Raw genomic sequence first — 15,466 nt, 5'->3', positions numbered from 1 at the left:
ATATTATATTCACAGCATAATACCTTCTACACTCCCTCTCTTTATCGAACTCTCACCCCTCAAAAAAGCGCTTTCAAAAGTATGTAATCCGCTACGTCCTTTCTCATAGAGAAGAGCTTTTAGTTCAAGGTGAGTTCAGTATAAACGATACCTCTATTTAAAGTAAATTGAATTTTATCCAAAATGTTCTAATTTATCACGAATTCTAGAATCGCCTGTTGTACATCTCCCGTCCAGCACTCTCCTTTGTAAAAATATCCTCCGGGGGCACCATGCGCTTCGGGAGTGTACGCCCTGCAATAATTTCTTTTGTAGCCTGCATAAGCTGAGGACCAAGCAGCGGGTTACATTCCACCACAGCGTTGATTTTCCCACTCGCCAAAATTTCAAGTGCTTTGCGGGAGCCGTCCACCGAGACAATGATAATGTCCTCTCCCGGCTTCAGCCCAACTTCTTCTATCGCTTGTATGGCGCCAAAAGCCATTTCATCATTATGGGCAAAAAGAACCATCGGCCGTTCGTCTTCCGGGACCTGAAGGAATTCTTTCATCACTTGTTTCCCATTGTCCTCCGTAAAATCGGCAGGAGCACTTTGTGAGAATATGATATCTGCTCTGGTGTCGAAAATGCTTCTAAAGCCTTCGCCACGCTGGATGGAAGGTGTAGAACCACTCGTGCCTTGCAGTTCGGCAATTCGTATCGAACCCGGATGATTTCGCATCCGATCCTGAATGTACTTCCCGGCCTTCACACCTTCCTCATAAAAGTCCGATCCAATCGTTGTTACAAAAAGTGAAGTGTCTTTGACATCAACTGACCGGTCTACGATAATCACGGGTATACCTGCATCCCTGGCCTCCTGAAGAATACCATCCCAGCCCGATTCCACGACCGGTGCAATGGCAATGACATCCACCTTTTGCCTGATGAACGACCGAACAGCCTCGAACTGTTTCGTCTGAGACTGTTCTGCATTTTTTATTACAAGGGAGATTCCCGATTCAGCCGCAGCATTCCGGATAGACGTGGAGTTTGCCAGACGCCAGGCACTCTCTCTGCCCAGTTGGGAAAAACCCAAAACAATCGGTTTCGTAGAGGTATCCCTTGCTACCGCTGATTCCATCCATTCCTCAACGGAGGGAAGAGTTTCCAAGTTGTTAGACGAGATGGGAGGAGGAACAGATTCAGACTCAGGGGTTGTGCAGCCGACAAGCAGCAGTAGAATGAACAAACACAACCCGTTCACATGTCTTCTCACTCACGCATCCCCCATCTCATTGTTATATCATTGTTTCGGTATCCGTGTTCAATATCATTTAAATTCGATCAACTTAATGCAGTGATTTCGAGGATACTCGCCGCCCGCTAAGAAGTCGTTGGAACAAAATAAAAACAAACAGCATCAGGCCAATCACAATCTTGGTCCACCATGAGCTGAGCGTACCTTCGAAGCTAATTATAGTTTGGATAGCCCCTTGGATCAATACACCAATAAAGGTTCCCGCCACATACCCTACACCACCTGTTAACAAGGTGCCTCCTATTACAACAGCGGCGATGGTATCGAGTTCAAGACCCATGGCGTGTAATCCATAACCGGATAACATATAGAAGGTAAAGACAACACCGGCAAGCGCGGAGCACAAACCGCTGAACGTGTACACCAGGATTTTGGTACGTGCAACCGGCAGTCCCATAAGCAGCGCGGATTGCTCGCTTCCGCCGATGGCGTAAACGTTGCGCCCGAACCGAGTGTAATGTGCCAGGTAGATTGCGAGCAGTACAATAACCAGAGCAATAATCACATTAATGGAGACAAAACTGCCCCCTGGCAGGGAAATTTTCGCCTGCGCAACCTGTGTGTAAAATGGATTCGTAATGGTAATGGTATCGAGACTGATGACATAACACAGCCCCCGCGCCAAAAACATGCCTGCCAGTGTCACGATGAAAGGCTGGATTTTGAAATAGTGGATGATCGCCCCCATGACTGTGCCAAACAACGCACCCATGACAAGCACCATAGGTATAACAATCGCAGGCGACCACCCTTGCTTCTCGACCAGACTTGCGCTAATGATGGTCGTTAGCGCAATTACAGAACCTACCGACAGGTCGATTCCTCCCGATACAATCACAAAAGTCATGCCAATCGCCGTGATAATCAGAAATGCGTTATCAATGAGAAGATTAAGCAGTACCTGTGTGGAGAAGAACCCCGTATACCGAAAAGAGCCTATGGCAAACATCACGGCCAGCAAGCCGAAAGTGACAAAGACCGGGAGATACTTACGATTAAGAAACATGGCGGTTAACCCCCTGTTCGGCTGGAAACTTCCGTTTTTTCCAACGGATCACCATAGAATTGCGGAATGAATCGGATTGAATCAAACATACGGCCAGTACAACAAAGGCTTTGACAACCAACGTAACTTCTGGCGGGACTCCGATCATATAGATCGTCGTTGTTAAGGTTTGGATAATGAGTGCTCCAACGACGGTACCCATTAGATAGAAACGACCACCATTGAGCGAAGTACCCCCGATGACTACAGCAAGAATGGCATCAAGTTCATACCACAGACCTGCGTTATTGCCATCCGCACTGGATACATTCGAGCTGAGAATAAGCCCGGCAATGCCGGCACACAGACCACAGAAGACATATACCGTGAGAATAACCGTTTTTGAACGAATACCTGCCAGTTGGCTCGCGTTTGCGTTACTTCCAACCGATTCAATAAACAGTCCAAGTGCCGTTTTTCTCGTCAGCAATGAGGCAACAAGCAGCACAGTTAATACGATGAAGATGGAAAAAGGTAATGCTGCAAGCGAACCTGCACCGATATAGGCGTAGTTCGCGTTGGATACAGTAATAATCTGTCCACTCGTAATCAATTGCGCAATCCCACGTCCAGCTACCATCAGAATAAGCGTTGCAATAATGGGTTGGATTCGGGCGACCGAAACCAGCGCCCCATTCCATATGCCCAAGATCAGTGAGAGACCTATAGATAATCCAAGTGCACCCAACACAAGCCAGAGCGAACTCTGATCCACTCCTCTGCTGATGCTCATACAAGCCACGGCACCGGAGATCGCTACAATAGAGCCCACGGACAAATCGATACCTCCGGTTGCAATCACCAGTGTCATGCCGATCGATACCAGAATTAAGGGCGCTCCAAAATTGAGAATATCAATCAAGCTGCCATACAGATTCCCTTCACGCATGACGAGGGAGAAGAAATCCGGAGAGTACAGCAAATTAAAGATTAAAAGTAAACCAAGCATACATAACGGCCAAAACAAATGATGTTTACGCATCTTGCCCGCCATCTCTTTAACCTCCTGCCATTGCTTTCATGATTTGCTGTTGATGGATCTGATCCCCGCTAAGTTCTTGCACTTTTTTGCGGTCCCGGATTACGGCAATCCGGTGGCTGACACGAATCACTTCTTCCAGCTCGGACGAAATGAACAGCACGGCCATGCCCTGCTTCGACAGAGAGAGCACCAGCTTCTGTATCTCAGTCTTTGCACCGATATCAATTCCACGCGTAGGTTCATCGAGAATCAACAGATCGGGGTTCATCAGCAGCCACCGTGCAAGCAACACCTTTTGCTGATTACCGCCGCTCAGATTTTTAATTAAATGCTCCGGGTTTTTCGGATGGATATTTAACAGGTTGATGTACTTTTCGGCGATCTCATCCTGTTTCTTGCGTGAGATTGGTTTGGACCAGCCTCGTGTCGCTTGTAAAGCCAGAATAATGTTCTCCCGAATGGTCAAATCATCGATTATGCCTTCGGTTTTACGGTTCTCGGAGCAAAAAGCAATATTCTGATCAATTGCATGACGCGGCGACTTGACCGTACTTCCTGTATCTACAACGAGCAGCTTGCCTACATCTGAACGATCTGCACCAAAGAAAAGGCGAGCGATCTCGGTACGACCAGACCCCAATAACCCAGCCAAGCCCACGACTTCTCCTTTGCGAATGTCCAGATCGAACGGCTCAATTGCTCCTTTGCGTCCAAGTGCCTTAGCGGTAATTAACAGTTCTCCCGACTCCGCCTGGGCAGCATCCGCTTCCTTCGGAAGCTCCTCAAGGACCTCGAGCTCCTTGCCGATCATCTTGAGCACCAGTTCCATGCGTGGAAGTTCTGCGGCTATGTACTCTCCTTCCAATTCCCCGTTACGGAGCACCGTTAGACGATCCGACATTTCGTATACCTGATCAAGAAAATGAGTGACAAAAAGAATTGCGAGACCTTCACTCTTTAATTTGTGCATAATACGAAACAGTTGCTGAACCTCGTTTTTGTCCAGACTGGATGTGGGTTCATCCAATATGAGCACTTTTGCCGAGATGCTGAGTGCTCTTGCAATTGCAATCAGTTGTTGCATCGCGACCGAATAGGTCTGTAAAGGAGCCTTAACGTCGATGGACAGATGTAATCTGTCTCGCAGAAGGTTCTCCGCATCTTTGTTCATTTGCTTCCAATTGATTTTGCCAAATCGCATCGGTTCCCGCCCGATGAAAATATTCTCAGCAACCGTTAAGTTTGGACAGAGATTGACCTCTTGGTAAACGGTACTGATTCCCGCCTTTTGCGCTTCAAGCGGACCGGAGATCGAGAGATCACGGTTATCCATGGTTACCGTTCCTTCGTCAATGGAATAAACGCCGGTCAGAACTTTAATAAGCGTCGACTTCCCCGCTCCGTTCTCACCCATCAAGGCATGAATCTCGCCCGGAAACAAGCGAAAGCTGACGCTGGATAGCGCTTTAACCCCGGGAAATTGTTTGGTGATGCCTGACATTTGCAAAATGGGTGCTTGCTCAGCCATATAACCCTCTCCTTTGTTATGGAAAAAAGTCATTTAGCGACAGCCTGGTCGAAAAATGACTTTTCGGTGTTATACGAATCTGCTTTTAATATTCGCGTGATGGCAATGCTTCTTTGGCTTGCTCTGATGTGAAGGTCGTCTCATCCGTAACGATTCGGGGTTCGATGTCTTTCCCGTCCACTACCGATTGAACCGCTTCCATTAATTGAGGTCCCAACAACGGATTACATTCAACGATAAAGTTGATTTTGCCATCAGCAGCAGCCTGCATCCCATCCTTCACGGCATCCACAGAGATAATGGTAATATCTACGCCTGGTTTCAATCCTGCCGCTTCAATGGCCTGAATTGCACCAAGTGCCATATCGTCATTATGTGCATAGAGAACATCTATTTTTTTATGTGCTTTGAGGAAAGCTTGCATGACTTCTTTGCCTTTGGCACGTGTAAAGTCACCCGATTGTGAAGCAATCACTTTAAGCTTCGAATTGGAAGCAATCAATTCCATAAAGCCCTCTTGACGGTCATTCGCTGGTGCAGAGCCTGTTGTACCCTGCAGCTCAACGATATTGATCTCGTCTTGTGTGTCCTTGTATTGGTCACTAAGCCACTGACCTGCTTTGCGTCCTTCTTCTACAAAGTCGGAGCCAATAAAGGTTTTGTAGAGGGTTTTATCCGGCGAATCCACAGCACGGTCCGTCAAAATCACGGGAATGCCTGCATCCTTCGCTTCCTTCAACACGGTGTCCCAACCCGATTCCACAACAGGGGAAAAAGCAATCACCGTCACCTTCTGTTGTATGAAGGATCGCAAAGCTTTAATTTGATTTTCCTGCTTCTGCTGCGCATCGGAGAATTTCAAATCATAACCCGCTTCTTTGGCTGAATCCTGAATCGACTTGGTATTCGCCGAACGCCAACCACTCTCCGCACCAACCTGCGAAAAACCAAGCGTAATTGTTTTGGCGCTGGCAGGTGTACTGCCATTCCCACTCGTTGAAGTTTCTTTATCGGAGCCTGCTCCTCCATTGGTACTGCTACATGCCGTGCTGACCAGCATCACCATAGCCAATGTTATGGCAAGTCCCCACTTTTTTTTGGTTCGCATGTTGTGATCCTCCCTTTTTTCGTTTCACCTTGTGGTGTGACCACATTATAGAACGCTTTCATTCCGAGCTTATATGGAGTCTCATACTTTATTTATGTAATAATTTAGTAATTTCAAAAAATGGAGTTTAGAACGTGTAATTTCTTTGTTTAATTGTGTAGTATTTAGCGATTCTCTTACATATTAGAAAATCATGTTATACTAATGATACATTTTTGATCCCTTCAGATGGAGTGGAATACGTTGAAACTCATTCAATGGATTGCTTCAAGCCTCAGGCTTAAACTACTCAGCATGTTTATCATCCTCAGTTCAGTACCACTGATCGTGGTTGGATTGATTTCTTACCACAAATCCTATACGGTCGTATCCAATCATAACAAGGCCTCGACACAGCTGGTTGCCGACCAGCTTGCCAGGAACATTGACATCTTGTTTGAGGATACGGAACGGCTGCTTGAACTGGGCAAGAACCCGCAAGTGCTTCAATACCTGTATTCTCAATCGGAGTCCTACCCGGAAGCCAAAGCCATCCTTCAGACATACAATCTTTATCGCGAAACCTACAAGTATGACAAGGTACTTAATATCTCGTTCGTGAATTTCTATGGAAAAGGCATAAGTGAACGAAAAGGCGTGTTCAAGCTGGAACGAAATCCGCTACGTAACCCGTACTTCAAGTATCTGATACAGTATCCGGATGCGATTCTGCGCATCCCTCATTCTGCAGCCTATGCCGAATATAACAGGCTGGATGGGTTTGCTTACCCTAAACAGAATGCGCTTTCAATTATAACTACGGTCAAAGAGCGAATTACACATGAGGTCATCGGGTTCATAGTGATTGATTTGAATGATTCGTTCATTGATGATTTTTTGACGAATACCCCTATTAAGGATTCCGGTTTTTTCTATATTAGTGATCAATACGGAAATACACTCTTCAGGCCGGATGCCACCCCGGCATCCATAACCATGATGGATCAGATCCGATCGGTCCCTTTACATCTACAGCACGATAGCTTTATCCTGTCTGCAGGATCCAAGCCCCAATTTGTTGTATACAGCACCTCAAAACAGACCGGATGGAAAATGATCGGGGTAGCTCCTTATCAGGAAATCATTGCAGAGGCCAATAGCATTCGCCAATTGATCATCATTACGGTTTTGTTAAGTGCTTTCTTTGCGATATCGTTATATTTTTTCCTGAATAATCGACTGATTCTTCCCATCCAAATTCTGATGAACAAGATGCGTAAAGCTGCAAACGGTTACTTGGAAGCCAAAGTCACACCACACGGCTCGGACGAAATTGCTGATCTGGGCAAAAGTTTCAATGTGATGCTGGATAAACTCAAAATGTCAATCGAAAAGAGCATTCGAGAGAATGAACAGGTGAAAATAGCTGAACTACGTACGCTACAAGCTCAGATCAACCCTCATTTCCTGTATAACACGTTGGAATCCATCCTATGGATGGCTGAAGCAGAGAAAAAAGAAAATGTAATCAAACTTGTGCAGGCCCTCTCGAAGTTCTTTCGTTTGAGTCTGAACAAAGGATTCGACTGGGTATCCATTCAAACCGAGCTTGAACATGCGCGGAGTTACTTGGTTATTCAACAGATGAGGTACCACGATATTCTCACCTACGAGATCAGCGTTGATCGTGAGCTTCAGGATTATCCCATTTTGAAAATGACGCTGCAGCCCCTGATTGAAAACGCGCTCTACCATGGGATCAAGAACAAACGCGGTCAAGGACTGATATCCATACACGGATATGTAGAGGACAATAGCATCATTCTCACCGTACAAGACAACGGAATTGGCATGTCTGCGGATCGATTGGCACAATTACGTGAAGAGCTGGAGAAGCCGGCCGGTTCACATTCACCCCAAGATAACGAGCAGGAAGGCGGATTCGGTCTACTCAATGTACATCACCGGATTCGGCTCTATTTCGGACCATCTTATGGTGTTGAAATGGAAAGTACGTATATGGAAGGCAGCACATTTATGATTCGTATCCCCAAAAGCAAGGAGGTTAACCGTTGAAAAAGGTTATGATCGTGGATGACGAAATTGGAATTCGGGAGAATATACGGAGCTGTATTGATTGGGAAAAGGAAGGTTTTCACTATTGCGGGGATGCACCCGACGGTGAGCTTGCGTTACCTTTAATTCACGAATGGGCTCCGGATATTCTGATTACGGATATCAAAATGCCATTTATGAACGGATTGGAACTGACCTCCATCGTTCGCACGCAACAACCTGATATCAAAATCATTATCATGAGCGGTCATGATGAATTCAGCTATGCCCAGGAGGCTATCCGACTTGGTGTGACCGAGTACTGTCTAAAGCCCATTAGTGCAGCAGAGCTAATCCAAATGCTGCATAAGGTCAGCAGACAAATGGATGAAGAACATCAACGCATGACAAACCGGACGATCACCAAAGAAAAACTGCTGGCCGATCTGTGCGGAGGACTCATCGGTACAACCGATGCGATTGAATCAGCCAAACAACTCTCACTTCCTCTCTCGGCCAGGTATTATACAATTGTCATTATTGATGTTCGATTAACAGATGATTCCCGGGACCCGGAATCCCTGATGAAGAAGCTGCTTCCCATACTGGAGGAAACTCGTGATCCCCACGTTGAACTTCTTCCTTATATTCGAAGCCGGACCGAGTTGGTGCTTCTGCTCAAGTATCACTCCGATGACAGCATATCCGTCTATCTCGAGCAGCTTCGCGGGCGGGTTCGTATGGAACTTGAGCATACGTTCAAATGTAATATTATTCTGGGCATTGGCAGTCAGCAGGAACGTCTGCAAGGAATTCACGTCTCTTATCTGGAAGCGGAGGAGGATAAATATATTAATCGACTCACTCTTCAGAACAGAGCTTCTCTACATGAAATTAACCTGGATGAGCAAACGACTCTTTTTCTTGACAGGAATTCGTTTCTTGAATTTCTCAAAATCGGCACCCCCAACCTGCGTGACCATTTTGTGCAGGAGTTTGCCGCTCCTTTACAGTCCTTCGACTGGAAGTCCTCCTCGTATGGCTTCTATCTGTTGAATGATCTTACGCTGGAGTCTTTTCGGCTCGCGAATCAGTTGTTCCGCATGAGTGACCATTCGGATGAGAACATTACTTCCCTGCAACAGACGATTCGGAAGATTACGTGCTGGGAGGATTGCACCCAATACCTCTGTTCCCTCCTTAACCTGTTATGGCAGAGAAGAGCAGCGTGCTCCGGAAAATACAGTGATGTCATTGATCAGGTGAAAGCTTATGTATCCCGTGAATACAATAACGAACAGGTCTCGTTGAAGATGATTTCTGCACACGTCAGAATCAGTCCAAGTCATCTAAGCAAGATTTTCAGTCAGGAAACCGGTCAAACGATAACGGAGCATCTAACCCAGATTCGAATCGGTAAAGCCAAGGAGCTGTTGAAAACAACCAGTAACAAAACCTTTGAAATTGCTTACAAAGTCGGTTACAACGATTCTCACTATTTTTCTAATATATTCAAGAAAACAACAGGTTTTACGCCAAGAGAATATCGAACTCAAGGAACCGAGGAATCGCAGGCCAGACCATCAGATATGAGAAAAGAGTCCATGTATGAATAAAGCCAGATTTGCACTTTTACTTACACTAATACTTCTGTTCCCGATGATCATTTCATCCGGTTCGGCACACATTCGCCCACAGCAGATGGCTGCAACACTTCCTGCGACTTCACCTGTAGAGAAATCTGCAGCGAGCAAAACTTTCGGTATTATCTATCCAATGACGTATCCAACCTATGAGATGATCACGAAGGATGCAACGGAGTATGCAGGGAAACACAATATTACATTAATTGTAAACGCCCCTGATGAAGCCAATACCGAACAACAGATCCGTATCATGGAGAATATGATCAAACAACATGTGGACGGGATAGCTATATCTCCTGTGGATGCTGCTGCACTTACACCCGTTATTGATGCAGCCCAAGCTGCAGGTATTCCTGTCATTACATTTGAGTCAGATGTCCCATCCAGTCATCGAATCGCTTATGTGGGCGCCGATAACTATCGCACTGGCCAGCAGTTCGCGATGACGACTACAAGATTTCTGCATAATCAAGGCATGATTCTTGTCGAGAATGGTTTGGAGGAGATGCAAGGTTTGCAGCAGCGGCTTAATGGATTCATTGATTATATCCGCAGTGAAACAGACATCGAAATCTTGGAAGTTCGTTATCATCAAGGGAATGAAGATCAAGCCATGTCCGATATGGAGAACATGATTCAAGCTCACCCTCACTTCAATGCGATTATCGGGCTCGATTTTGTTTCTGTCTCTGCCTCTACCCTGATCTGGAAAGCAAAAGGCCTTAACCGGCATTTAATTGCGTTCGGTGATAGCCCGACCAGTGAAAACGGGTTGCTCAACGGTCAATTGTCTGCCGTTATTTCGCAGAATGAAGGAGTCTGGGGTGCCAAAATGATGGAGACCCTGTTACTCACTAGCGACGGTGTGCCTGTGGAGGAATTTATTGATACGGGGATCATTGAAATAAACAAGGAAGGTAGTAATTAAGGGAGGTCCTACTGTCATTCTGATGACAGTAGGACCTCCCCTTTTAAATTTTCGTACACGTAGTTATTACATCCGTTCATGGAAGTGTTTCTCAAGAAAGATGACTCTCAAGTATGATGATCCTTTTTGAGAAGTCATTTTTTCCATTCGTTTTCTAATATGCTCATCTCGATAAGATTCCAGAAGGTATCTTCGTATCTTCTCGCATCACGAATAAGTCCTTCTTGTACAAAGCCCGCTTTTTCATAACATCCGATGGCTGAGACATTAAAATCAAATACGCCCAGACTGATCCGGTGTAACTTCTCCTCTTCAAATCCAATGCGAAGTGCCTCATCGATCATTTGCTTCCCATAACCTTTACCTTGGTATGGCTTGCCAACAAGCACCTTACCGATACGTCCTGAACGATTATATCGATCGATACCGCCAAGAGCAATATGGCCTACAATCTCCTGAGTTGATTCATCCATCACTTTATAAATGAACTTATTTGAAGTGTTCTTATCATTGGCACCCTGCAAATAATCCGACAGCTGCTCTCTGGAAAGTGGATAATGGAACTGAGGGCCGGCCCACTGGAGCAAAAATGCTTCATCCCCACTCCATTCGATCAGTTGTTCAAAATCTTCCGGTTCAAAGTATTGGAATGTAATCATGTATACCGCCCCTTCTTTTTTTATGTCATATCATATCCTATTTCAGTTCTCTTGTATCGTCATAGTTACGAGTTTCATCAAACGCTTTGTTTCTTATATTCATTTCACGAATGTAGTTTCGGACAACATTCATTGTACTAATCAAACAGATAACTCCACCCAAAATGCATATCGCGCCTATCCAATAATTCAGCTCAAAATTTACTTGATAATCAGTCGGAGTATAACTGCCAGCTGCTGCTGACTGGAATGCTGCATACCCCAGCTTGGGAATCACCTCTTCAATCATTTTCGAGATCGTAATAATCACAATTCCTAACATGATAAAGAGTAATGAGAAAATAATGTGTACACGCTTCAAAGACAAGCTACCTCCTTTACAATCCACATCGCGTGTGTTTTGGCACTACTTGCATCTTAGAAGCCGAACGACTTCGCCATCAATCAATCCCTCACTTACGCTGTGAAAACCAAGTGATTCATACAGATTTCCGGCGATACCATTTTCCGGCCTGTGTCCAATCATGATGCGTTTGCAATTCAGCGATTCTTTCATTAGATCAATCAACTTCCTAAGCGCTTCTCTTCCATAACCTCTGCCCTGATATTTTGTATCTACCATTAAAGCAAGAAGCCAGTAGTTATCCTCATGATCCGGCTTATCTGAGTATACAGCAAATCCAACCAGATCCGAATCAAAATAGATGGCCATGGGTTGAAAGTCTTCCACTACTTTGGATTCAGCAATCCAATATACAACTGGCGCGGGAAAACTTTTTTTCTGTTCTTCCGTTACATTCAGTTGAGTACATGCATACCAATTATCCACCAATACACGTTTTAAATGAATCATATATTGAAATTCCTCCTCGTGAAAATTACACAGAGGAATCCCTCCGAACCCTTCCTTGGGGGTCCTCTGCGCTAGACAAAAACACCTCTTGAACTTCATTTCTTCTACTCGGATTTGTAATGTTTCTCATATCACATCACTCCTCTCACGTTGTTGTGCAGGCCTCTTGCGACTTAAATCACCTCATGCTAAACCTTTGATTTCTGATAATTTAGGAGTATGTTTCACAAGGTCCGCTATTTCATAAGATGCATTATCTGCTAATGCATCTTTAACTGTCTCAGCCCCTCTTGTCTTCCAGATCGAATATATCCATTTGGAAAAGCCATGTGCCTTCATGTGGTGACCACGTTCCTCTATCTGCATAAACAATTTCACACTTTCCTCATACTTTTCGATATCCGTTAAAATACATGCCAAATTGTTTAACGCAATGTTGATATCTCTCTGCGAATTTCTGGAGACATTAAAATCCTCCCAGCTGCCGACCACTTTATCTTTTCTTGAAATCCGTAGTGCTCCATCATTCATTTCATCAATCCAGTCCATCGTTTCGTTTACAAGAGCTTCGACGCCCGCCAAATCCCCGGCATGATACAGATAGACCAGACGCTGTTTGTTGTATGTAATTCGGGCAAAAAGAATATTGGACCATGTCTCATCTTCTTGTATAAGCTGGTTCATATTTTCAAGCACACTGTCCATTTCACTGTATCTCTCCAAAACCCAAAGCGAACCACCCAAAGCCCGATGGCTCTCGAATCGAACACCTCGGTTGGTATCCAACTTCGGAGCATGATCGCAAGCATATTGGTACCAGTCCATCCAATGATCAAAGTAGTTCCCCAGAGATAATGACAACGCTTGTGTCGAATCCGAAACGATCCAGTGTAACTGCTCCGGGGCGAGATTTTTCTTTTCCCCATTTGAAGAATTCCTGGTGATTGGCATAAAGCGGTTCCGGCTCTCTTAACAAGGCATAACCATCTGAAATATTCCAGTAGACCCAGCCCTGTTCATGGACAGACAATTTTCTGGATTGTTCGTAGTTTTTCAGTAACTCAATCATACCCTGATGATCCCCTCGAACTACTAATTCCTGAAAAGAATGAACGATATTCATTTCCATCCTCCGTCCCTAATTAGTTTCAACCCAGCTATGTCAATGGCTTCGTGCCGCAAGCTGTAATGAAATTCATCATGGCATAGGCTTCCGGCGAATGATTTATCGCTTCAGAAGCGTGTTGCAGCTGAGCAAATTCCTCCGAACTGATCACACCTTTTTCAGCAAAATGTACAAAACGATTAAGATTAAACTGCTGCTTAAAGCCTTCTATGCCTAACAGATCACTATGTTGAAGGACGGAATCAATGTCAACATTGATGTATCCGCTCTCAGAAAGGAGACGCGGCAGACTTCTACCAATTAAACGGTTACCGCCGTGTTGTGCCACATAGTCCGAAATTTTCATTAATACCGTATGCAAAGCAGGAACATCAGGATTCACTGCTCCAAAAACGCCGTCATCCACATCAATAATGGCAAGACGGCCGCCAGGCTTCAGTACACGATATATCTCTTTTGCAGCTTCGTTTGGATTGTTCAAGTGAAGAAAGATCAGTCTTGCCACGACAAAATCAAAAGAATCATCAGGCAGATCCATCTGGTAGATGGAAGACTCTACAAATTGTAATCGCGTGGAAGGAATATCTTTCAGCCGTTCTTTGGCTTGTGCTTGCAGTGAATGATCAATCTCAAGTGAGGTAAGCTCGCTGTCCGGCAGACTGTTCAATAATTGCTCTGTAATGTAACCTGGTCCGCTTCCAACCTCCAATACACGGATTCCATTTTTCAAACCATACCATTCTAGATTTCGGAACTCTTTGGACCACCCCATTATCGCCTGCATCTTTAACCTCTCTAATTCCTCTTGTAAACTTAAAACTGCCGTTTGGATACTGTATGTTGAACATCCTTATGATTCAATTGTTCCCCTGTGGCTTGTCCCACAACCAATCTCAAGAATGGAATCCTCTTTATTAAGATTCAGGTATGTAAAAATATCATCAAACATTTCACTCGGATAGACGGGTCTATATCGTTCATATTCATCTGCTACGAGATTAAACGTTTCCTTATTTTCCAAGTTCGCATCCTCCGATTTCAATTGTGGTTTTCCTATAATACATTGACTAAACTTACCATATCTTATTATTCTTGATAGTAAGAGGATAAACCTTTCAATAAGAGAATGATGATAGTTTAAGTTCAAATTTTATATCCTAGAGGACTGAGGTGTTCTTGTGAAAAGCATATTTGATACGATCAATGCTGCTGAAATTACAGAGCGCATGGCTCAACTTAGTGAAAACTCCATCCCTGAATGGGGCACGATGCAGGTCTCTCAAATGCTGGCTCACTGTTCAGCATTTCATGATATTCCCTTAGGAAATGCTTTTCCACCTAGAGGATTACTTGGGAGACTTATAGGACGGTTCGCAAAACCAATGTTTTATAATGACAAGCCCTTGCCCCATAATATGTCTACGATCCCGACAATCATTATTGATGACCAACGACAGTTTATGGCAGAAAAAGAAAAGCTTGAGCAGCAGATTAATATCTTTCAACAAGGTGCTTCAGAAAAATTCTCCCGCCACCCCCATCCCTTCTTCGGAAAATTAACAGCCGAGCAATGGGGTAAAGGCATATACAAGCATTTAGATCATCATCTAAAACAATTTGGAGTTTAGCAGGTAATATTCGGAACTGATTGGTTTCTGGATTACATTCTAAATTAGCAATGACTCAACTTCATTAACCCAATCTCCTTCTTCGTCAGCCAGTAAAGTCCTCCAACCAAGTAGCTTAGCAGAATGTAAATTTTTCTCTTGATCATCTATAAATAGAACCTCTTCTCCAGCTGCCAGGAGGGTTTTGACCCGTTGGTATATCTCAATCTCAGGTTTGCATAAACCCACTTGATTAGAGATGGTTACACTTTTGGTAAATGAGCTTAAACAGCTCAGATTCGGCTCAATCCATTCCTTACAATGATTGCTGAGTAGATGGATATCGGCGGACTCACTCCATCGCTCAAGGTATTGAGCGGCTGGTAAGGGACCGATTGAATTGTATAAGATGTCCTTCGCTCGGCTTATTGATAATTCGGGATACATCTCCTTCAACGATTGCCAGAACTCTTCTTCCCTCATCATTCCTGTCCAGAGCTTTCGTTTGATTCCTGCAAAATGTACTTTCAAAGATTCTGCCGATAGGTTGGTTTCCTCACTCATATCTTTCCAGCACGTCAACGACATATTACTTAACAAAACCCCTGCGATATCTAAAACGATCTGTGGTCTGCCTTTCATTTTATCGA

Annotated in this window: 17 protein-coding genes; 4 read left to right on the top strand and 13 right to left on the bottom strand. The window is 44.5% G+C overall.

What is annotated here, in order from left to right; all coding sequences use genetic code 11:
* Nucleotides 1–205: 205 nt before the first annotated feature.
* From AC4E8D_RS12490 to AC4E8D_RS12470, 5 genes are all read right to left on the bottom strand, one after another.
* A complete protein-coding gene (locus tag AC4E8D_RS12490; protein ID WP_221825122.1) occupies nucleotides 206–1,258 on the bottom strand; it encodes an ABC transporter substrate-binding protein in 1,053 nt (350 codons plus the stop codon).
* 73 nt (nucleotides 1,259–1,331) lie between these two features.
* Nucleotides 1,332–2,306, bottom strand: a complete 975-nt coding sequence (gene yjfF / locus AC4E8D_RS12485) for a galactofuranose ABC transporter, permease protein YjfF (protein ID WP_017689006.1) — start codon at nucleotides 2,304–2,306, stop codon at nucleotides 1,332–1,334.
* Complete coding sequence (locus AC4E8D_RS12480) at nucleotides 2,296–3,339, bottom strand: ABC transporter permease (RefSeq protein WP_083657362.1); 1,044 nt, start codon at nucleotides 3,337–3,339, stop codon at nucleotides 2,296–2,298. The genes yjfF and AC4E8D_RS12480 overlap by 11 nt, the downstream gene beginning before the upstream one ends.
* A 4-nt stretch (nucleotides 3,340–3,343) precedes the next feature.
* Nucleotides 3,344–4,855 (bottom strand): sugar ABC transporter ATP-binding protein, encoded by a 1,512-nt coding sequence (locus AC4E8D_RS12475; protein WP_221825124.1) that lies wholly within the window; start codon nucleotides 4,853–4,855, stop codon nucleotides 3,344–3,346.
* A gap of 85 nt (nucleotides 4,856–4,940) precedes the next feature.
* The gene (locus AC4E8D_RS12470) at nucleotides 4,941–5,963 is read right to left on the bottom strand and encodes an ABC transporter substrate-binding protein (RefSeq protein ID WP_221825125.1); all 1,023 of its coding nucleotides are present in this window, start codon (nucleotides 5,961–5,963) and stop codon (nucleotides 4,941–4,943) included.
* Nucleotides 5,964–6,206: 243 nt separating this feature from the next.
* On the opposite strand from AC4E8D_RS12470, the gene AC4E8D_RS12465 reads away from it, so the two are divergent.
* Genes AC4E8D_RS12465 through AC4E8D_RS12455 form a run of 3 tightly spaced genes read left to right on the top strand, consistent with a single transcriptional unit; the run spans nucleotide 6,207 to nucleotide 10,571 of the window.
* Nucleotides 6,207–8,018, top strand: a complete 1,812-nt coding sequence (locus AC4E8D_RS12465; RefSeq protein WP_221825126.1) for a cache domain-containing sensor histidine kinase — start codon at nucleotides 6,207–6,209, stop codon at nucleotides 8,016–8,018.
* Nucleotides 8,015–9,613, top strand: a complete 1,599-nt coding sequence (locus AC4E8D_RS12460; RefSeq protein ID WP_339184289.1) for a response regulator — start codon at nucleotides 8,015–8,017, stop codon at nucleotides 9,611–9,613. Before AC4E8D_RS12465 ends, AC4E8D_RS12460 begins: the two co-directional genes overlap by 4 nt.
* The gene (locus AC4E8D_RS12455) at nucleotides 9,606–10,571 is read left to right on the top strand and encodes a sugar ABC transporter substrate-binding protein (protein WP_490206259.1); all 966 of its coding nucleotides are present in this window, start codon (nucleotides 9,606–9,608) and stop codon (nucleotides 10,569–10,571) included. Before AC4E8D_RS12460 ends, AC4E8D_RS12455 begins: the two co-directional genes overlap by 8 nt.
* Before the next feature lie 134 nt (nucleotides 10,572–10,705).
* Here the strand turns inward: AC4E8D_RS12455 and AC4E8D_RS12450 are convergent, their stop codons facing one another.
* The 7 genes from AC4E8D_RS12450 to AC4E8D_RS12420 all read right to left on the bottom strand — a co-directional run bounded on the left by AC4E8D_RS12450 (nucleotide 10,706) and on the right by AC4E8D_RS12420 (nucleotide 14,230).
* Nucleotides 10,706–11,230 carry a GNAT family N-acetyltransferase gene (locus AC4E8D_RS12450; protein ID WP_339307959.1) on the bottom strand — a complete coding sequence of 175 codons (525 nt, stop codon included), beginning with the start codon at nucleotides 11,228–11,230 and terminating at the stop codon, nucleotides 10,706–10,708.
* A 37-nt stretch (nucleotides 11,231–11,267) separates the two neighbouring features.
* Nucleotides 11,268–11,591, bottom strand: a complete 324-nt coding sequence (locus tag AC4E8D_RS12445) for a hypothetical protein (protein WP_339307957.1) — start codon at nucleotides 11,589–11,591, stop codon at nucleotides 11,268–11,270.
* 45 nt (nucleotides 11,592–11,636) lie between these two features.
* Nucleotides 11,637–12,083: a GNAT family N-acetyltransferase gene (locus AC4E8D_RS12440; RefSeq protein ID WP_339307955.1), complete on the bottom strand. Its 447-nt coding sequence runs from the start codon at nucleotides 12,081–12,083 to the stop codon at nucleotides 11,637–11,639.
* A gap of 183 nt (nucleotides 12,084–12,266) precedes the next feature.
* Nucleotides 12,267–12,908, bottom strand: a complete 642-nt coding sequence (locus tag AC4E8D_RS12435; RefSeq protein ID WP_490206258.1) for a hypothetical protein — start codon at nucleotides 12,906–12,908, stop codon at nucleotides 12,267–12,269.
* A 7-nt stretch (nucleotides 12,909–12,915) separates the two neighbouring features.
* Complete coding sequence (locus AC4E8D_RS12430) at nucleotides 12,916–13,206, bottom strand: hypothetical protein (RefSeq protein WP_339307951.1); 291 nt, start codon at nucleotides 13,204–13,206, stop codon at nucleotides 12,916–12,918.
* Nucleotides 13,207–13,240: 34 nt separating this feature from the next.
* Nucleotides 13,241–13,981: a methyltransferase domain-containing protein gene (locus tag AC4E8D_RS12425; protein WP_490206257.1), complete on the bottom strand. Its 741-nt coding sequence runs from the start codon at nucleotides 13,979–13,981 to the stop codon at nucleotides 13,241–13,243.
* Between the two features lie 78 nt (nucleotides 13,982–14,059).
* Nucleotides 14,060–14,230, bottom strand: coding sequence for a class I SAM-dependent methyltransferase (locus AC4E8D_RS12420; RefSeq protein ID WP_339307947.1), 171 nt, complete (start codon nucleotides 14,228–14,230; stop codon nucleotides 14,060–14,062).
* 157 nt (nucleotides 14,231–14,387) lie between these two features.
* Between AC4E8D_RS12420 and AC4E8D_RS12415 the strand changes: the two genes are divergently transcribed.
* Entirely contained in the window at nucleotides 14,388–14,837 is a 450-nt protein-coding gene (locus tag AC4E8D_RS12415) for a DUF1569 domain-containing protein (protein ID WP_339307945.1), read from the top strand.
* Nucleotides 14,838–14,876: 39 nt separating this feature from the next.
* Here AC4E8D_RS12415 and AC4E8D_RS12410 read toward each other — a convergent pair whose 3' ends face one another.
* Nucleotides 14,877–15,458: an HAD-IA family hydrolase gene (locus tag AC4E8D_RS12410; protein WP_339307943.1), complete on the bottom strand. Its 582-nt coding sequence runs from the start codon at nucleotides 15,456–15,458 to the stop codon at nucleotides 14,877–14,879.
* Nucleotides 15,459–15,466 lie beyond the last annotated feature (8 nt).

This window comes from Paenibacillus sp. SRL342 (genome assembly GCF_984798905.1).
The sequence above is the reverse complement of the archived record's forward strand: the minus strand, read 5'-3'. Positions and strand labels throughout refer to the sequence as shown.